Origin of the sequence: Chthonomonas sp., assembly GCA_016788425.1 — a bacterium.
Classification (GTDB): domain Bacteria; phylum Armatimonadota; class Fimbriimonadia; order Fimbriimonadales; family Fimbriimonadaceae; genus JAEURQ01.
In genome coordinates this window covers 687168-705645 of sequence record JAEURQ010000002.1, presented here as the reverse complement: position 1 = coordinate 705645, position 18478 = coordinate 687168, and the positions used below count along the sequence as shown (strand labels likewise).

Below are 18478 nucleotides of genomic sequence, written 5' to 3'. Positions count from 1 at the left end.
ATGAGCAGAGCGGCCACCGCGCGGTACCTGGGCATCAGCGACGCACAACTCAAAGCCCTCATCAAGGACGGATCACTGACGCCGGACCGAGTCTGGGGCACGTTCGCTACCAAGCAAGTCACCGGGCTTGCCGCCGAAATCGAAAGGAGAATCATGTATGATGCAGATCGTGGAACCGAGATGGGACGAGAGCAATCAGCGGTGGGAAACAAGCCTGGGCTCAGGCAAAAACCGTCGCTGGTTTAGGTCGCGAAAAGCTGGAGAAGAGGGCCGCCTGATCGTGATCCAAAAGCGGCAAGCCTTCGAGCGTGAACTCGATGGCCCCGAGCCAATGGTGCCGGGATGTCTTGGCGAATTCATCGAAACCGTTTGGTGGCCACGCGCAAAAGTCCGTTGCACAACCTCAACGATCAAAGGATACGTCTCGATCCTGGAAAAGCACATCAGCCGGTTTTACGGCTACCAAGTGACCAGCCTCACGCTCGAAGTATTGCAACCGTGGATTTCCGAAATCGCGAGCGAGCTGATCGAAACCAAGGACAAGACCGGCCGGGTTGTCAGCGTGAAACCGAGATCGCCAAAGCGAGTCGCGAACATCTACGCTGTGATGACATCAATACTCGAGTTGGCAAAGAAAACCCGCCGCTACCCGTACGAAGATCATCGCCTGGTCGAACTCGCCCCGATCCCAGAGCGCAAGGAACGGACTGATCTTGACAGCGAGCTGGTGCGCAAACTCTGCGCAGCGGCCGTGGGATCGAGCGTCGAAGGCCCGGTTTACGTGGCCAGCCACATCGGACTGCGTCGCAACGAGGTGTGTGGGCTCAAGAAATCTGACATCCAGCTTCTGGACACCCATGCCGAGGTCACACTTCGCTCGAACCGGCAATCGCACGGCGAAGAGCAGCGCCTCAAGTCAAAGCGGCCGGGCAAGGTCCACTGCCTGCGAATTCCTCGATCGGTTGGCGAAAAGATTCTCAGCTTTGGCCAGCACGAAGGGATTTATGTTTTCCACGACGCCCACGGCAAACCAATCGCGCCGGATCGAATCACGAAGTCGATGCCGGAACTCTGCGAGCGGGCCGGGGTCCAGCGCGTCACGTTCCACGACCTGCGAGCTGCGTGCCGCTCGAACCTACAGGCGGCCGGTGCCCCTGAAAGCATGATTCTCGCAATTCTCAACCATTCCAGCATCAGCACCAGTCGAAAGTACCAAGATCGCCGCCCCAACGATGAAATGGAAATGATTGCAAAACTAGCAGACAGATAAAAACATAGTGTCACCCCCAGGGGTTTATGGGTGACACATCGTCAAGCATTTAGGTTCAAAATCGTGGTGGAGGCAAGGGGACTCGAACCCCTAACCCCCTGCTTGCAAAGCAGGTGCTCTCCCATTGAGCTATGCCCCCACGTGAGGCCGACCGGACCAGCCGGCGGCGTTCAGAAATTATACCACGCGATCATTTGCGCGCGAACGAGCGCTTTTTGAACCCCTTTTTCTTCGGCTGACCGGCGCGCGCCACGATCAAATCCCGCGCCTGCTCGGCGGTCACATCCTCCGGAGCCATGTCCTTGGGAAGGGTGGCGTTGGTTTTGCCATCCGTCACATAGGGTCCATATCGGCCCGCCAACACACGCATTGGCCCGGCCACGCCTTCCATCGCCGCGAACTCCTTAATCGCCTCCGCCGCAGCCGCCGCCGCGCCACGTCCGCGCACCGGCTTGGCGGTCGCCAACACGGCAATCGCCTCGTCGCGAGTGATCTCCGCCGCCTGCTCCCAGGTCTCAATATTGCGAATCTCGGTGCCGGATTTCACATAGGGGCCGTACTGCCCAATGGTCACCATGATCGGCTGACCCGAATCCGGGTGCAGGCCCAGGTCGCGCGGAAACTGCAGCAACTTGCCCATCTGCTCCTCGGTCACCTCGCTGGCCGACATGCCCTTGGGCACGCTGGCGCGGCGCGGCTTTTCGCCGGCTTCGGCTTCCTCGGGCGTCTGTTCTACTTCAAAATAATCGCCAAACCGACCCTTCCGCAGGAAAACCGGTCGGCCCGAAACCGGGTCGGTGCCCACCGCGGCGGGACCGCTCAGCAGCTTAATCGCGCTCGCCAGGTCCAGGTCCGCCGGAGCCACCGTGTCCGGCACGGTCGCGCGGTTGCCGGGGCCGCCCTCGCCTCGCTGCACAAAGGTGCCATAGCGTCCCACGCGGACAATTACGGGCTCGCCGGATTCGTCCTTGCCAAGCTCCATCGCCGGGAACGGTATCTCCGCGGCCTGCCGATCGACACGTTGCTGCAGACCATCTTCGCCCAAGAAGAACTCGCGCAGCGGCTCCACCCAGTGCCGATCGCCATCGGCCACTTCATCGAGTTCCTCCTCCATGTGCGCCGTAAATCGCAGGTCCACCAGGTTCGTAAAGTAGTCCTCCAGCAGCTCGGTCACGGCAAACGCGGTGAACGTCGGGATCAGTTCGTTGCCCTTTTTGTTCACGTAGCCGCGATCTTGAATCGTCGAGATAATCGAGGAGTAGGTGCTCGGGCGACCGACACCCGCTTCCTCCAACGTCTTGATGAGGCTGGCTTCGGTGTATCGCGCTGGCGGCCGGGTGTGGTGCTCGTCGGCGCCCACACCGCAACACTCAATCGGCTGACCGACCTTCATGGCCGGGAGCACGGTTTCGCGATCGCCGAGTTCCGATTCGGGGTCGTCGCTACCCTCGACATAGGCTCGGAGGAACCCAGGGAAACCGATCTCCTTGCCGCTCGCGCCGAAGGTCAGCGTGCCGCGCTCGGTGGTCGCCTCAATCTCAACGGTGTTGCGCAGCACCTTAGCGGGCAACATCTGCGAGGCCAGCGTCCGCTTCCAAATCAGGTCGTAAAGCGCATATTGCTCGTCGGAAAGCGCTGAGCGCACATCTTGCGGGCGGCGACTGAGGTCGGTCGGGCGGATGGCTTCGTGCGCCTCCTGGGCGCCCTTGCTCTTGGTGCGATATCGCACCGGGCTGTTGGGCAGAAACTCCGCGCCGTAAAGGTCGCGAATCACTTCCCTTGCCTCCTGCAGCGCGCGTTCGGCCAGGTTCAGCGAGTCGGTACGCATGTAGGTGATCAGGCCCACGCGGTCGCCGCGCAGGTCCACGCCCTCGTACAGCGTCTGCGCAATCTGCATGGTGCGCTTGGAGGGCCATCGCAGCTTGCGGTTGGCCTCCTGCTGCAAGGTCGAAGTCATAAAGGGCGGCGGCGGCGTTTCTTGGCCGGGCTTCTTTTCGGCGCTGCTCACGGCCCACGCCTTGGCGTTCTCAGCGGCGGTGCGCAGGTCCAGCGCCTGGTCGCGGTCAATCAGCACGGCGTCGCCGGTCATCTTCCCGGTCACCGAATCAAAGTGACGTCCGCTGGCCACGCGCTTGCCTTGCACTAACGTTAACGTAGCCTTAAACTCGCTGCTCGGCGCGAAGAGCTGCGCCGACAAATCCCAGTACTCGGCGCTCACAAAAGCGCGGCGCTCGCGTTCACGCTCCACGCACAAGCGCACGGCAACGCTCTGCACGCGCCCTGCGCTGAGCTTGGGGGCAACTTTCTTCCAGAGCAGCGGCGACAAGGTGAACCCGTAGAGCCGGTCCAAAATGCGGCGCGCCTCTTGCGCGCGCACCACCGATTCGTTCACGTCGCGCGGCGAACGAACGGCTTCGTTAATCGCCTCCGGCGTGATTTCGTGGAACACAATCCGCTTGACGCCCACCTTCTTGGCCGGCTTCAAAATTTGCAAAATATGCCACGAGATGCTTTCGCCCTCGCGGTCTTCATCAGTCGCGAGCAGGATTTCGTCCACGCCTTTCGCGGCTTTTTTCAGGTCATCCACGCGCCGTTTCTTGCTGCTGGGCACCACGTAGAGCGGCTCAAAATCTTGCTCGATGTTCACGCCGAGCTTCGCCCATTTCAGCTTTTTGAACTCGGCAGGGATGTCGTCGGAGGTCTCCGGCAAGTCCCGAACGTGGCCAAAGCTGGCCTCGACGATATACCCCGGGCCGAGGATACGACTGATCGTTTTGGCCTTTGCGGGAGATTCAACAATGACGAGCTTTGCCATGGGACTTTCCTATTCTACGGAACTCGCGAAGATTTTTGGAGGGGTACCCCTGGACAACTTCTCCCCCGTTTTGTGACAACTTGATGAACAAACCCGCAAAATCACCTGCATCGTTTTGAGGTTTTTCGCCCACTATGTATAAGGTGTTGGGGCGATTGTTCCTCGGTTTTGTCAGTCTAGTTCTGGGTGCGTCTGCGGTTGCCCAGAATTTTTCTCGTGAGCAAAGCTTTGTCATAAGTTGGCAAGGCAGCCCGGTGGGGCACTGCTCGGTCCGCGTTCTCAACCGGCCCGACAAAGAGCCCGGCCACCTCATCGAGACGACGCGGGTCACCACGATAGCCACGACGACCGGCACCAATGAGGTCCGCACCACCACGCAAACGTGGATGGACGAGGCGAACGACTCCGATCGAATCCAGATCGTCCAGGTCAGCGCCGGTCGCCGGCACACGGTGAACATTCACTGCAACAACCGTAGCCTCCAGGTGGATGTGGCCAATGGCGATGTGCTGTTCCACCGCGACCTCCCCCGCCCAGCGAATAGCGTTCTCGTTGGCGACGTGCTCAGCTATCTGCCGATTCTCAACGAGGGGATGCCCCAGCCGAACCTCACGACCATCTGCCCGACCACGCTCAAGCTGACCACCGCCCCGATCGTGGATCTCGGCGTGAGCCAAGTGATGGCGTTTGGCGGGCACGAACTGCGCGAGCTGAGCCTGCAAGATTCCAGCAGCGTCAACAGCATTTATGTCAACCCGAGCGGCGAAGTCGCCGGTCTGCGCACGTCAATGGGCATGGAGTTCCGCGAGTCCAATGCGATTCCGGTGGAGCCTGAGGCGAGCGCCCCGAACCTCGCGCGCATTCTCGCTCTGCAACTTGATCGCCCCATCGAAAAGCCGCGCAAAGTCCGCGCGGCGACATTCCGTTTGAGCGGCACGACCACTTTGCAACTCCCGAACGACCGCACGCAAACGGCGACAATAGACGGCAACGACACGATCGTGACCCTCGCCGCCAAGGCGGCCCGCGCCTCGCAATCGCTCCCGATCGGCGCTTACGACCCCGAGAAATTTCAGCCCTTTCTCGCCGAAGAGTCGCTTCTGCCGGTCAACCATCCCGACATCCAGCGCGTGGCGAAAAAGCTGATTGGCGAGGACACCAACTCGCTCGTGGTGGCACGCCGAATCCGCGCCTGGGTGAACGGCCACATGACCGCCGACTCAACGATCGGTGTGGCTCGCAACGCGGTCGAGATTCTCAAGTCCGGCGAGGGCGTGTGCCGTGACGCAGCCGTGCTCGCGGCGACCCTCATGCGGGCGTCGGGCATCCCCGCCAAACTCGTGGGCGGCCTCATCGCCGATGGTCAGGAACTGCGCTACCACGCCTGGGTTGAGGCGTTCAATGGCCGCGAGTGGATTCCGCTCGACCCCAGCAATCAAGACGGATTTTTCGACGCGACCCACATCAAAATCACGGCTGGCTCCGTAGAAGAAGCGTTTAACATTCGTGTAGTTCGAGCCGCGAAAGTGAGTCTAGAACTGGTACGTTATTAGTAAGCCTTTGTTCATCAAAGGCAGTTTCTGATGAACAAAGGATTGTTGCGCTTGATCTTGGTTGGCATCGCGGGCCTTGTCGGCGCCGGGATGACCGCGCAATATTCCAACAGCGTTACTGAGCGCTTCGTCCAAGACAACAATCCCAACCGCGGTTTGGTCGCCGTCAGCCTTAGCCTGCTCGGCTTCGTGGTGGCCGCCGGTCTCGCGACGGTGCTCGTGTGGGCGTGGGAGCGCATCAGCCGAAGTTGGCTACAAGCGCGCTCGGGTGACAAGGTCACGCTGGTCATCGGCATTCTCATGGGCATGGTGGTCGCCTCGCCGATCCTGCTCATCTTCTCCTCATCGGGCGCGTTTATCGCGCCGACCGCCACCATCGTCACGCTCATCTCGTCGAGCCTCATCATGTTCTTCGCGCTGCGCTCCATGCGCGACGCCTTGCCGTGGTACCGCGAAGATCGCCCCGCGCGGCGCTCGGGAATCAAGATTCTCGACACCAACACGATCATTGATGGCCGCATCTACGATGTCCTGCAATCCGGGTTCATTGAAGGGCAACTTTACATTCCCAAGTTTGTGCTCGAAGAGATTCAGCACATCGCCGATTCGGCGGACCCGCTGCGAAGGCAGCGCGGCAAGCGCGGCCTCGACGTTCTCAAGCTCATTGAGGACCAGTTCGCGCTCGAAGCCGGTTCGAAAGACCACCTGCTCGGCGGCGCCCGCGAGGAAGTGGACAGCAAACTCGTGCGCCTGGCCCAGCTGCTCGGCGCGGACTTGGTGACCAACGACATGAACCTCAACTCCGTTGCGCGGCTACAAAAGGTTCGTGTGCTCAACATCAACGACCTGGCGCTGGCGATGAAACCCAATATTCTGCCCAACGAAAAGCTGGCCCTGACCATCGTCAAAGAAGGCAGCCAAGCCAATCAGGGCGTCGGCTACCTGGACGATGGCACCATGGTTGTGGTCGAGGGCGGTCGCCCGCACCTCAACGAGATTTTGGAAGTCAAGGTCACGCAGATTATCCAAACCGAGCGCGGCAAAATGATCTTCGCCGAAGCGCCGGATTTTGACGCGAACCGCAACAAGCGATATGGCCGATAAGGCGTGGGCGATTCTGCTCGGCGGCGGCTCCAGCCAGCGATTTGGCCGCGATAAGTTGCGCGAAGACCTCGGCGGCATCCACGCCTATCAACACGCCATTCGCACCTTTTCTGATCACCCAGAGATACAAGGAATCGTGGTTGTCGCGCCGGATGACCTCGCCGTACCCGGGCATATGCTTCGCGCCGAGCCGGGGGCCGACCGCCCGGGGTCCGTGCGCAACGGTCTGGCGCGTGTGCCCGCCGATGCCCATTTCGTGCTGGTGCACGACCTTGCGCGGCCCTTGGTCAGCGACGCCCTGATTGATAGAGTTCTTGCCGCGCTGCGGGCGGGAGCGACCGCCGTTGGCTGCGCCATGCCGGTCAGCGACACCGTTCGCCGAGGCCAAGAATTGATGGACCGCGCGGAGCTCATGGCGATGCAAACTCCGCAAGGCTCCACGCGCCAGGCATTGGCCGAAGCTCACGCCCAATTCCCGGGCGAGTCGTTTACCGATGACCTCGAATACCTGCGCCGCGCCGGTCATGAGATCACGCTGGTGCCCGGCGAATCGGCTAACCTGAAGCTCACGACCCCCGACGACATGACGCAACTTCGATCGCACTTCCCCACCGTCACCCGAACCGGGTTTGGCTACGACGTCCACGCCTTTTCGACAGACGCCTCGCGTCCGTTGCGGTTGGGGGGGCGGCTCTTCCCGGGCGAACGCGGCCTGGAGGGTCACAGTGATGCCGACGCCTTGCTGCATGCGGTCGTGGACGCCATTCTCGGCGCGGCAAGTCTCGGCGACATTGGCATGCACTATCCGAACACCGACCCGCGCTGGAAGGATCGCGCCTCCATCGAGTTCTTGCGCGAATCGGCGGCGATGCTACGCAGCGAAGGTTGGACGCTGGTGAACATCGACGCGACGGTGCTGGCCGAAGCACCCAAGATTCTTCCCCACCGCCTCGAAATCTGCGGTCTGATCGCCGAGGCGTGCGACATCCCCGCCGACTGCGTGAGCCTCAAGGCGACGACTCACGAAGGGATCGGCGCGATTGGCCGTCGCGAAGGAATCGCCGCCATGGCCGTGGCGACCATTTGCCGGTGACCCATGGATTGGCGCGCCGCCATCGAATCTGCCCGGCTGGCCCTCCCGCCGGTCGCTGTCGGCGATAGCGCGGCCTGCGGAGCGAGCGTGGTTCACCTCGCACTCTTCGAAGCCATTCCCGGCAGCATCAATAAGCGAGGACCTGAAATGTGCGCCAACTGCGGCGTGGAGCCGCATGGCAAACGCAGCCCCTTTTGCGGGGAATCGTGCCGCTCCATCAGTAGCGTCGTCCGGCAAACCCGGGGGGCGATCCTCAGCGGCGCGATCACCGATCCAGAACGTCAACTCGGGCTGGGCCAAACCCTGTGGCATCAACTTGGCGGCGGATTTCCGCATCGGCTCACGCTCATCCCCGAAGCCGGTCGCGTGCGAACGCTCCGCCAAAAGGGCGGCGTATGCGCCCACTGCGGCGAGGCGGCCACGACGTTCGACCACATCAAAACCGCCTGCAATCGCCCGATCAACTTGCTCGCGGTTTGTCAGAATTGTCAGGTGACCCGCCCCTTCCACCACCCCGAAGTTCTCGCCGCACCGACGCTCGATTTAGAGCAAGTACAGGGGCGAGTTTGGGCCGAGACGGCGCTGTTGCCGTGCGACGATCCGCTAAAGTGGGATTGGCGAGCCTACATGGCGGGAGAACGCGCATGACCATCCGCGAGTGGCGTCCCGACGACCGCATTGGCGATCTCACTCGACTGGTCAACGCGAGCTACGCCACGCTCGCCGACCAGGGATTGCGGTTCCTGGGCACCTACCAGAACGACGAGATCACCGCTGACCCCGCCAGCCGCGCGCAGGTGTGGGTCGCCGAAAGCCCAGCAGGCGAGTTGGTCGGGACGATCAGTCTGGAAGATCGCTCCCAATCGCCGGAGCAAAACGAGCAGTTTTACGTCAGCTCGCAAACCCGCATCATTTCTCAGTTCTGCGTATTGCAGGAGATGCGCGGTCAAGGCCTCGGCGACGAGCTACTCGCCTTTGCTGAGCGTCAAGCTGCCGCCGCCGGCGCAACGCAAGTGATGCTCGACACCGCCCTGCCCGCGAGCAATCTGCGCGGCTACTACGCCCGCCACGGCTTCCACGAACGGCACGAGGTGCAGTGGGACGGCCCGAACTACCGCAGCGTGGTGATGGTCAAGAACCTCGCAGCCGGCCCCGTCCTGCGGCTGGCCACCGACGCCGATTCATCGGGCGTGGTGCGCGTCATTCGCGACTGCTTCGATGTCCACGGATTTACTTGGGATGAGGCGGACTACTGCCGCGACCTCTATGCGTTGGAGAGCAGCTACGAGCGACCGCAAGCCTACTTTTGGGTGGCCGAAGTCGAAGGCGAGATTCTCGGCACGGCGGCGCTTTCGCTCCATGCCCAGGTTAGCGGGCAACTTGGGCTCATTCCAGATCCGCGGCCGGGACAAACACGCATCGGCGGCACCGATTGCGAGTTGCACCGGCTGTATGTTCACCCCGACTCGCAGGGCCAGGGTTTGGGGCGTGCGCTGCTGCGGGTCGTTCGCGACCAAGCGCTGGCCGACGGGGCCTCCGAAATGGAGATTTGGTCCGACGTGAAACTCGCAACCGCCCATGGAATTTACAAGCGATTGGGCGCGATTCATCAGGGCGATCGCATCTTGGATGACCCGGACGACAGCAACGAGCACGGATTCTCGCTGAACCTAACCGAAACGGTGGGTCAACTTTGAGCTTACGAACAATTCATAAAAAAGTTCAAAGAATTTCCATCAATTCACCGGTTTTTGGATTAGAATGCGAATTGTGAAGTCATTTCGCCATCATTCCAAATCATCCACGGCGGCGTTCACCCTTATCGAACTGCTCGTCGTAATCGCCATCATCGCGATCCTGGCTGCCATCTTGTTCCCGGTTTTCACCCAGGCCAAGTCAGCCGCTCGTCGCACGTCCTGTCTCGCCAACATGAAGAACATCGGTCTTGCCATGCAACTGTATCAAGACCAGTACGATGACACCTTCCCGACCGTCGAGCGCAACGTTACCGACTACGGCAATCCGCGCGCCGGTGACATGGTCGTTCGCCTGGCACCGTTCATGAAGAGCTACGCGATCTACTTCTGCCCGGATCGCACGTCGCGCCACAGCTACAACTCCTACTCCTGGAATCTGACCCGCCGTCAACTCGGCTACGGTTCGAACTTCGGCATGTGGAGCATCGGCGACTCGATCGGCCTTTACCGCGCTTACCAAACGGGTGATCCCGGTGCCGGTGCAGTTGGTTACGCAACTTCGGAAGTTGAGTCTCCCGCTCAGTTCCTGACGATTGCTGATACGCTTGACTATCCGTACTACTCGCTCTCGTTGGCCTTCCAAGGCACTGACGGAACGAACACTCGCGTCGTCCGCCACAACGGCCAATGGTCGCACCTGTACATGGATGGTCACGTAAAGTCGGTCCTCATGGCCGGTTACCGAACCAGCGTGTATGCGTTCACGGTTATGCCGCAACGTCCGCAAGACATCTACAATCACTGTATCGCCATCGACAAACCTTCCACGAGCTACTCCGGTTACACGTGTAAGGGTGTGGCCGACGTGATCATTGCTGGTCGAACCAAGCTCTAATGAAGAAGCTCTGCTTTGCATTGCTCATCATTGCTAGCTTCGGCTTGGTTGGCTGTGGGTCTAGCGCCGCGGAAAGTGGCGATGCCCCCAAGGCCGCGCCGGCTACTGAAGGACAGAAGACCGCCGACCCTATGGGTGGAGCGAGTTCGGAATCTCCGCCGTTGCCAACGCCGGTCGGAAAGTAAAACCACAAATGGCCCCTCGAAAGAGGGGCCATTTTCTTTTGCCGCTGGGCATACTAGCCGTGATGAATCCTGACGTCCCCAGTTACAGCATTCAAGACTTCGTCCAGGAGACCGCCGAGCGCGATCACCCCGGCGACATCTTTGAACTCGAAAGCCCCAAGATGTTGGAGGCGCATGTCAATGGCGCGATGTGGTCCAAGCTCGGCGCGATGATTGCCTACCGCGGCAACCTCGAATTCAAGCGCGAGGGCATGCTTGCGGGCGGCATCGGCAAAGCGCTCATGAAAATGGTCTCCGGAGAAATGAGCCCGCTCACCGAGATTAAGGGCCAAGGCAAGGTGTATCTCGCCGATCAAGGTAAGCAGATTTCGATTCTGCGTCTGCAAGCCAGCGACGCGATTAGCGTGAGCGGCAAGGACCTGCTCGCCTTCGAAAGCTCGATTCAGTACGCCATCACGATGCACCGGCGCGTGGCCGGCATGCTCAGCGGCGGCCTATTCTCGGCGCGCCTCACCGGCACCGGGCTCGTCGCCATCATGTCGCATGGGCGTCCGCTTACCCTGCGCGTGACCCCCAACGACCCGGTGATCACCGACCCCAATGCGACCGTGGCGTGGTCCGGAAACCTCACCCCCGAGCTTCGCACGGACATCAATCTCAAGACCCTCATCGGGCGCGGGGGCGGCGAAACCTTCCAAATGGTGTTCCGCGGCGATGGCTTTGTCGTCGTGCAACCCTACGAAGAAAGCCCGATTGTGCAAAGCACCAACGGATAAGCCTTCATAATAAGGGTCTATGGCCGACGCCGCAACCCCGAAATCCGCCCCCGTCATCAATGTGGCGAGGGCGGGCGGCATTATGATGGCCTCGCTTTTCCTCAGCCGCGTGCTGGGGATCGTCCGCGAGATGATCATCAACTGGAAGTTCGGCCAAAGCGCCATGACCGACGCCTACCGCACGGCGTTTCAGGTTCCCGATTTCCTCTTCTATCTGCTCAGCGCGGGCGCGCTCAGCCAGGCGTTCATTCCGGTGTTTAGCGAGTACTTCCACACCGATCGACCTCGCGACGCCTGGGCCGTGTTTAGCTCGGTCGCCACAATCTGCGGCACGTTCATTCTCGGCTTTATCGTCGTTTGCTGGGTGGCGGCGGTTCCCGTCGCGCACTACCTCGCGCCCAACGCCTCGCCCGATCAGGTGCAGCTCATCGCGCGCATGAGCCGCATTCTCGTGCCGACCCAATTCGCCTTTATTGTCGGCGGATTGCTCATGGGCACGCTCTACGCGCGGCAGGTGTTCAGCATCCCCGGGCTGGGGCCGAATATCTATAACCTCGGCATCATCTTCGGCGCGACCCTGCTCAGCCAGTTGCTGGTGATTCCGGTCGCCGGAATGACCTGGGGCGCTTTGGTTGGCGCGTACCTTGGCTCGCTCATCATCCCGCTCATCGTCATTCGCCGCATGGGCATGGAGTTTCGGCCTAACTTCAGCCTGCAGCACCCCGGCGTGCGCAAGGTATTTCGGCTCATGGCCCCGATCATTTTTGGGTTGTCGCTGCCGAGCGTGTTCCCGGTCATCACGCGCTACTTTGGCAACTACTACGCGACCGGCACAATCTCGGCTCTGGAGAATATGAACCAGCTGATGCAGGCGCCCCTTGGCATTTTCGGCCAGAGCCTGGCCATCGCCGTGCTGCCCGCGCTCAGTCAGTTCTTCGCCGAAGGCAACATGGACAAGTACCGCGACCAACTGGTCTCGACGGTGCGCACGTGCATTTTCTTGGCCGCGCCCTTCGTCGCGATGTTCCTGGTCTTCAGCGAGCCGATCGTGCGCATGCTGTTTGAGCACGGGCGCTTTACGGCGGCCGACACCGCCCGCACCGCTCCGGCCGTGGCCATGGCGGGCATCGGCATCATCGGCTGGTGCCTGCAACCTGTCATGATGCGCGGCTTTTTCGCCGTGCAACGCACGCTTCCGCCGGTGCTTCTCGGGAGTACCTGCACCATCCTCTACGCGACCACTTGCTATTGCGCGGTGCGCTACCAATGGCCGCCGCTGGCCCTGCCGTTGGCCGGGTCCATCTGCGCCATCCTGATGAGCCTCGCGATGATCATTCTCATCCAGAAGTATGTCGGCGCGCTCAAATTACGACCCGTCGCGATCACCCTCGGCAAGTCGCTGATCGCCTCGGCGATCGGGGGAGCGTTCCTCTTCGCCGTCAAATCGGTCATGCCAGCGGCGAGTTCGTCAGGCGGACGCATCGGCAACGCCCTTCTCACGCTGTTCATTCTTATTTGCTTTGGCTGGGTGTACTACTTCGCCGCCAAGTTCCTCGCCATGCCCGAAACCGATTACCTGAGCCGAGCGCTGAATCGCCGAAACAAGGCCGCCACGCCGCCAGCCGAGTAAACTAGCACCACATGGACAACGTGGTCATTCTTAGCGGCAAGCGCACGGCCTTCGGCGCATTTCAGGGTGGGCTTAGCAGCCTTTCCGCCCCGCAACTGGGCGCCGTGGCGATCCGGGCCGCGCTCGAATCGGCCGGCGTTAGCGGCGATCAAGTCAGCGAAGTGATCATGGGCAATGTCCTTAGCGGCGGCCTCGGCCAAGCCCCCGCTCGCCAAGCATCCATCGGCGCGGGCGTGCCCAATTCGGTTCCCTGCCTGACGATCAACAAGGTGTGCGGCTCGGGCATGAAAGCCGTGATGCTCGCCGCCCAAAGCATCGCTCTGGGCGACAGCGAAGTCGTGGTGGCTGGTGGCATGGAAAGCATGACCAACGCCCCCTATGTGCTCCCGGCAGCCCGCGGCGGATTCCGCATGGGCAACGGCCAAGTGGTCGATAGCATGATCCACGACGGCCTATGGGACCCGTATCACAACGTCCACATGGGCAACTGCGGCGATGCGACCGCCGCCGAATGTGGCTTTAGCCGCGAATCGCTTGACGAGTTTTCGGGCGAAAGCGTCCGCCGCGCGCAAGCGGCAGTGGCCGGCGGCGTGTTCGCCGACGAGATCGCGACAGTAGAGATTCCGCAACGCAAAGGCGAACCGATTCAGGTCATTCAAGATGAGCAGCCGGGCCGCTGCTTCCCGGACAAACTCGCGGGTCTGCGCCCGGCCTTTAGCAAGGAAGGTGTAACGACCGCCGGCAACGCCAGTTCCATCAACGATGGCGCGGCGGCGTTGGTGCTCGCGAGCGCCGACTGGGCCGAGCGCAATGGCAAGAAGCCGATTGGCCGCGTGGTGGCCTACGCGACCCACGCCCAAGAGCCGCAATGGTTCACCACCGCGCCCGCCTTCGCCGTCGAAAAGCTCCTCGCTAAGGCGGGGCTCACGGTCAACGAGGTTGACCTATTTGAGGTGAACGAAGCGTTCGCCGTGGTGGCGATGGTCGTGGCGCAAAAGCTCGGCATTCCGCACGACAAGCTGAACGTGAACGGCGGCGCCGTGGCCATCGGCCACCCCATCGGCGCGACCGGCGCGCGCTTGGTGCTGACAGCTTTGCACGAGTTGCGTCGCCGCGGCGGCAAATACGCCATCGCCACGCCGTGCATCGGCGGCGGCGAAGCAACCGCCGTGCTCATCGAAGCGCTGTAATCAAGAATGCCCCGCCGATTGGCGGGGCAATTCAGTTTCAATCTCCGACTTTGTCGAAGTTTGTCGCGAGGATTGTGTAGTCCGCGATGTCCACGATCCCATCTTGGTTCAGGTCCGCCTGAGCAAACCAGTTTGCATTTTCTGACGTTGCGTCGAACGCAGCGGCTAGCAACGAATAGTCGGCGATGTCAATCAAGTTGTTTCCATCCACGTCTCCATTCAGGAGATTGAAAACAACGGTCTGCGGAGAAGCCCGCAGATCAATGGGCACCTTTTTTCCGAGCCAAGTACCTACCTGCCGAACCCTGATGAACAAGAGTTGCCGGGTCGGAGAAGTCAGCGTCACCTGACCACCACTCAGAGTCGTTGGAAACGTTTGCACTAACTGTTCCGGCACATCATTGTTGAAGATGTCTACTTCGACCTGGGTCGGCGAGAGCCCTGCATCAACGAGTCCCGTAAAGTTCACCTCCACTGTGAAAGCCATCGTTCCGTCTAGGGTGTACGCCCGCGTGTGCGTGTCGTCGTTTCTAAACGGATCGTAGTTCACCGTCACCAATCTCGATCCAACCGTTGTGATTGCCGTCGCGTTTGGTGCAGGCACATAGGTCGTAACCAGGCGAGACCCAACCGATGAGATTGTAGTCGCCTCTGCATAATCTTTATAGACCGTTACCAATCTCGACCCGACCGATGAAACCTCAGAGGGATTCCCAACGACCGTATCCACGGTGACTAAGCGCGAGCCGACGTCTTCGATATCAACAAGCGACATCAGCGCGGACCGGAGTGAAGGGCTCACAAACGCGACTACGTCGTGGACCGCCAAGATGCTTACCGAGCGGTCCCTCTCGAACTCAATTCCCCGCCCAGCCGAAGCCAAAGCAACGGCCAAGGCACTGTGGATCAACCGAGCTTTCATCGCCCTGGTCGGCTACCCGAGACCTTCTTTGCGCGACCCTGGATGACTTGCAAGCCCTCCGTGAACGGAATGGACACCACCCAGGTTGAAAGGGCTTGGTTTCCGCCGGACAAAGTGCACGGGTAAACGGTAGCGAGTCCGCTTCGTGGCACCCCACGAACTGACACTTCCCAGCTTCCGTCGAGGGGGACGTTTCTACATTCCAGGGCGACGGCAAAACTACCGGCTGCATTTAGTTGCACATCCGGCGACTGCATGGGCGCTCCCGGGTCGGCTGGTGCAGCAATATTGTTCACCGTCAAGACCTTGACAGAGGGATCTGAGCTTGCTGGCCATATCTTCGCCGTCGCTCCGACGGTCGCCAGCGATGGAGCGGGCTGGCCAATTCCCCAAGTTCCGAATGTGTTGGCCTCCAATCGGATTCTCCCGAGCCCGCCGACACCCACGTTCGCACCCCCTTGTGCATAGAGTTCTCCACTGCCATTCCCCGCGATCGAGTTGGCAACAATTCGAATAGCGCCGCCCGAACCAGGTGAAGCGGGATATTGATTGCTATTGCCATTTGCAACAACTGCACCGCTTACTGCAACCGAGTTACGGCAAGCGATCAGAATTGCTCCTCCACCAGCTGCTCCAAGCCTCCACCCTACCAGTGATGCGCTACCTCCGCCGCTACCTCCAACCAATGGAATAATCGCGGGATTTCCATACGGATCCCCCGCGGGCATTGTCGGCGATCCTCCGACTCCAGGTGTGGCGTAGGATCCCGGACCCGAGCCGGTGTCGTTAAGGATTGAAGCCTGGCCGCCGCCCAGACCCAGACCTGCCGATCCTGGTCCCGCGAAACTATTTAGTCCGCCGGGAAATCCTCCCACAGTTGGTGGGATCGTCCATCCGGCAAGAGTGCAGTTGTTTTGCACGAGGATGACTACTGGACAACCCGAAGGGTGGGGCAGGAAGCTCAAACTGGACACCGAAACGGAGTCAAATTTGTAGATGACGGCCCACTTTTGTGGATCGTAAATGCCTCGACCCGGGATGGGCGAAACGCCGTTCCAAGTGCCCGTGGTTGCGAGGGACAAGTCAAGTATTATGTTGTTGCCCGATAGGTTCCCATCGGAAGCATCCGTTGTTCCGATGTCAATTTGCGCTGTGGTAAGCGCGGCAAAGGAGATTGTAGTGGCCAGGGTTGACAAGCAGCGAAGCGAAGGGTTTTTTGCGAACGGCATGCAGGAATGCTACTAATGAATGGGAGCATTTTGGATTGAAGAATGTCGTCAGTTCCGCTCTGGATCGCATCTGGCTATTTCTTCCGCAATAATTTCAAACCGAGTTGGCGGGCTTCGAGCTGACCCACAATGTCACCCGCGATCTTAAATCCATTTTCGCTCTGCTCAAAGCTCTTTATCGCACGGTCTTGCAAGCCTGCTTTGGCGAGGACCATGCCCAATCGCAAGTCCATTCGAGCCACCCACCGACGATGATCCTTGCGAACCCAGTAGTCCTTGCATTCCGTAAGCTGCTCAATCGCCTGCTTTGACTCACCTCTGAGACCTTCGATGAGCGCCTGCAGTGCCGTTAGATCAGTTAAGAAGTCTTGGTCCATTTTCCCCGTTGGAGAGGAGCGGGCTGATGCGATCCAGGCGAGAGCCATTTCGAGATCGCCAGTCGCAATGCAAACCTCCGCGAGGTCCTTTTGAGCAGACGCGACCCCGGCTCGATCCTGGCGCTTCAGGAAGCCTTCAATCGCCTGCCGTAGTGCCTCCGTCGCCTGTTCGAATCCGCCGAGCCGGTAGTATGCCCAACCTATCGCTTGTTGAATAGGGGGCAAAAGCACATCTTGGCCAGTCTGGCGACGCAATCGCAAAGCGGTGAAGTAGCACTGCAAGGCGGCGCGCGGATTTCCTTGGGCCAAGAGAACGTCCCCCCTCATTCGAGAGGTTTCAGATAACCCCGTAACATCATTTTCCTTTTGCGCTCTCTCTTCAGCGACATTAAGGGTTTGCATCGCAGCAACGTAGTTGCCCTTATTGTATTGATCCGTGCCTCGGGCCACGATTTCGAAGAACTCGTGGCGGGCGACTTCGGTCAGCGTGGGCTCGTACGCAAACCGGTTCATCGTAATCGCAATGGTCGGAACAGTTACGGCCAGCAACCCGACAATCAGCCACTTACGTCTGGAGCTTATTCGAACTGGCTGGGCACTTTCTTCTTCGAGTTGCTGGCCAATGGCAACCTCGTCATTCGCGATTAAGCTGTCGGACCAAACCAAGTCCAGCTTTTTTAGCGCAAGCAGCACGGTCGCGCGGTCGACCCGATCCCCACTGAGCATGCGGTCAGTCGTCTTCTCGCTGATTTGCATCAGCTCCGCTTGCCGACGCTTGGTCAGCTTCCCAGATTGCCCTTGGTTTCGCCACACCTCAAGGAGCCTTGCTTCAAATGTCGCAAGACCTTCCGCACTTAGCCTCACACTACGGCTACGAACTGGAGCACTCATCCGCGAGGAATTCTACACCGTAGGCTACTCGCTTAGGCGGGCTTGAATCTGCTCGTCCTCGACCACGCTGGCGGCCTCGCTCGGAATGCGGGGCCGCGAGTCGATGAACTCGTTCACCGACCGCTCAATCTGGTCCGCCACCTTCTGCGTCATTTCGCCGCTCTTCCGAGCCGCGCCTCGATAGGTGAAAAGGCTCATCACGGCCGAGGTGGCCAGGCCGATAAACCCGGCCAGGGGCGACACTTTTGCCATGGCCACCACCGAGCCCACCATCGGCAACACCCAAATTAAAGCAAGACCAACCGGCGTGCCCTGATCGGATGTCACCACTACCCGTGTGCGCCCGTCGCGGGACGTGACCTTGAAATCCGGATTCGCCCACGAGCAGGCGGCTTTGCCGGTGAGCGTGCGCCCGACCTGGGAGATAGCCGGAGTGGCCGTGCCGTTGGTGCCGTACGATGGGTACGGCTTGATGTACTCGGTCACCACATCAAAGTCCTCCGGGCCCAACTCCACGGGGTACACGCGCTCGATCGTCGGATACATCGGGACTTCTTTGCCTAACTTCGGATCGCGTCGTTCGGACATGGCGATCTCGAGATACTTGGCGTCAATGCCAATTTCCGAGGCCATGCGCGAAAGCTCGAGCTTCGTCACGCCGGGCACGTACCCGGTGGCCGACCCTTGCTCCTGCAATTCGGCGGCGCGCTTCATGATCTCGCCTACCTCTTTCTCCGACAAAAGCCGATCCGCCATCTTGATTCTAGGATACCTAGCGGGCGTAGTTTGGCGGTGAAATTCCCCGTACAATTACCAGACCTCACGCCTCCACAAAAAAAGGGGAACAAATG

14 protein-coding genes and 1 tRNA gene are annotated in these 18478 nt (G+C 60.4%); 10 read left to right on the top strand and 5 right to left on the bottom strand.

The genetic code is table 11. From position 1 onward, the window contains the following. Positions 1-169: 169 nt before the first annotated feature. Complete coding sequence (locus tag JNJ45_05355; GenBank protein MBL8048089.1) at positions 170-1270, top strand: tyrosine-type recombinase/integrase; 1101 nt, start codon at positions 170-172, stop codon at positions 1268-1270. 64 nt (positions 1271-1334) lie between these two features. On the opposite strand, the gene JNJ45_05350 is transcribed toward JNJ45_05355, so the two are convergent. Both JNJ45_05350 and topA read right to left on the bottom strand, forming a co-directional pair. Beyond that, a tRNA-Ala gene (locus JNJ45_05350) sits at positions 1335-1409 on the bottom strand. A 51-nt stretch (positions 1410-1460) separates the two neighbouring features. Further along, on the bottom strand, positions 1461-4085 hold the full coding sequence (topA, locus tag JNJ45_05345; GenBank protein MBL8048088.1) for a type I DNA topoisomerase: 2625 nt from the start codon (positions 4083-4085) through the stop codon (positions 1461-1463). 134 nt (positions 4086-4219) lie between these two features. Here topA and JNJ45_05340 point away from each other — a divergent pair, with 134 nt between their 5' ends. The 9 genes from JNJ45_05340 to JNJ45_05300 all read left to right on the top strand — a co-directional run bounded on the left by JNJ45_05340 (position 4220) and on the right by JNJ45_05300 (position 14208). Continuing rightward, positions 4220-5638, top strand: a complete 1419-nt coding sequence (locus JNJ45_05340; GenBank protein ID MBL8048087.1) for a transglutaminase domain-containing protein — start codon at positions 4220-4222, stop codon at positions 5636-5638. Positions 5639-5668: 30 nt separating this feature from the next. After that, the gene (locus JNJ45_05335) at positions 5669-6742 is read left to right on the top strand and encodes a hypothetical protein (GenBank protein MBL8048086.1); all 1074 of its coding nucleotides are present in this window, start codon (positions 5669-5671) and stop codon (positions 6740-6742) included. Further along, on the top strand, positions 6732-7835 hold the full coding sequence (locus JNJ45_05330; GenBank protein ID MBL8048085.1) for a 2-C-methyl-D-erythritol 2,4-cyclodiphosphate synthase: 1104 nt from the start codon (positions 6732-6734) through the stop codon (positions 7833-7835). Before JNJ45_05335 ends, JNJ45_05330 begins: the two co-directional genes overlap by 11 nt. Positions 7836-7838: 3 nt before the next feature. Continuing rightward, a complete protein-coding gene (locus tag JNJ45_05325) occupies positions 7839-8483 on the top strand; it encodes a hypothetical protein (GenBank protein MBL8048084.1) in 645 nt (214 codons plus the stop codon). Beyond that, on the top strand, positions 8480-9532 hold the full coding sequence (locus JNJ45_05320; protein ID MBL8048083.1) for a GNAT family N-acetyltransferase: 1053 nt from the start codon (positions 8480-8482) through the stop codon (positions 9530-9532). Before JNJ45_05325 ends, JNJ45_05320 begins: the two co-directional genes overlap by 4 nt. A 64-nt stretch (positions 9533-9596) precedes the next feature. Then, positions 9597-10427 (top strand): DUF1559 domain-containing protein, encoded by an 831-nt coding sequence (locus JNJ45_05315; protein ID MBL8048082.1) that lies wholly within the window; start codon positions 9597-9599, stop codon positions 10425-10427. A 247-nt stretch (positions 10428-10674) separates the two neighbouring features. Further along, on the top strand, positions 10675-11388 hold the full coding sequence (locus JNJ45_05310) for an AIM24 family protein (GenBank protein MBL8048081.1): 714 nt from the start codon (positions 10675-10677) through the stop codon (positions 11386-11388). Positions 11389-11407: 19 nt separating this feature from the next. Further along, the gene (gene murJ, locus JNJ45_05305) at positions 11408-13018 is read left to right on the top strand and encodes a murein biosynthesis integral membrane protein MurJ (protein ID MBL8048080.1); all 1611 of its coding nucleotides are present in this window, start codon (positions 11408-11410) and stop codon (positions 13016-13018) included. 11 nt (positions 13019-13029) lie between these two features. After that, entirely contained in the window at positions 13030-14208 is a 1179-nt protein-coding gene (locus JNJ45_05300) for an acetyl-CoA C-acetyltransferase (GenBank protein MBL8048079.1), read from the top strand. Positions 14209-14245: 37 nt separating this feature from the next. Here the strand turns inward: JNJ45_05300 and JNJ45_05295 are convergent, their stop codons facing one another. The 3 genes from JNJ45_05295 to JNJ45_05285 form a co-directional block, all read right to left on the bottom strand. Next, the gene (locus tag JNJ45_05295; GenBank protein ID MBL8048078.1) at positions 14246-14983 is read right to left on the bottom strand and encodes a hypothetical protein; all 738 of its coding nucleotides are present in this window, start codon (positions 14981-14983) and stop codon (positions 14246-14248) included. A 1450-nt stretch (positions 14984-16433) separates the two neighbouring features. After that, entirely contained in the window at positions 16434-17627 is a 1194-nt protein-coding gene (locus JNJ45_05290) for a tetratricopeptide repeat protein (protein ID MBL8048077.1), read from the bottom strand. Positions 17628-17651: 24 nt separating this feature from the next. Next, positions 17652-18383 (bottom strand): hypothetical protein, encoded by a 732-nt coding sequence (locus JNJ45_05285; GenBank protein MBL8048076.1) that lies wholly within the window; start codon positions 18381-18383, stop codon positions 17652-17654. Between the last annotated feature and the right edge of the window lie 95 nt (positions 18384-18478).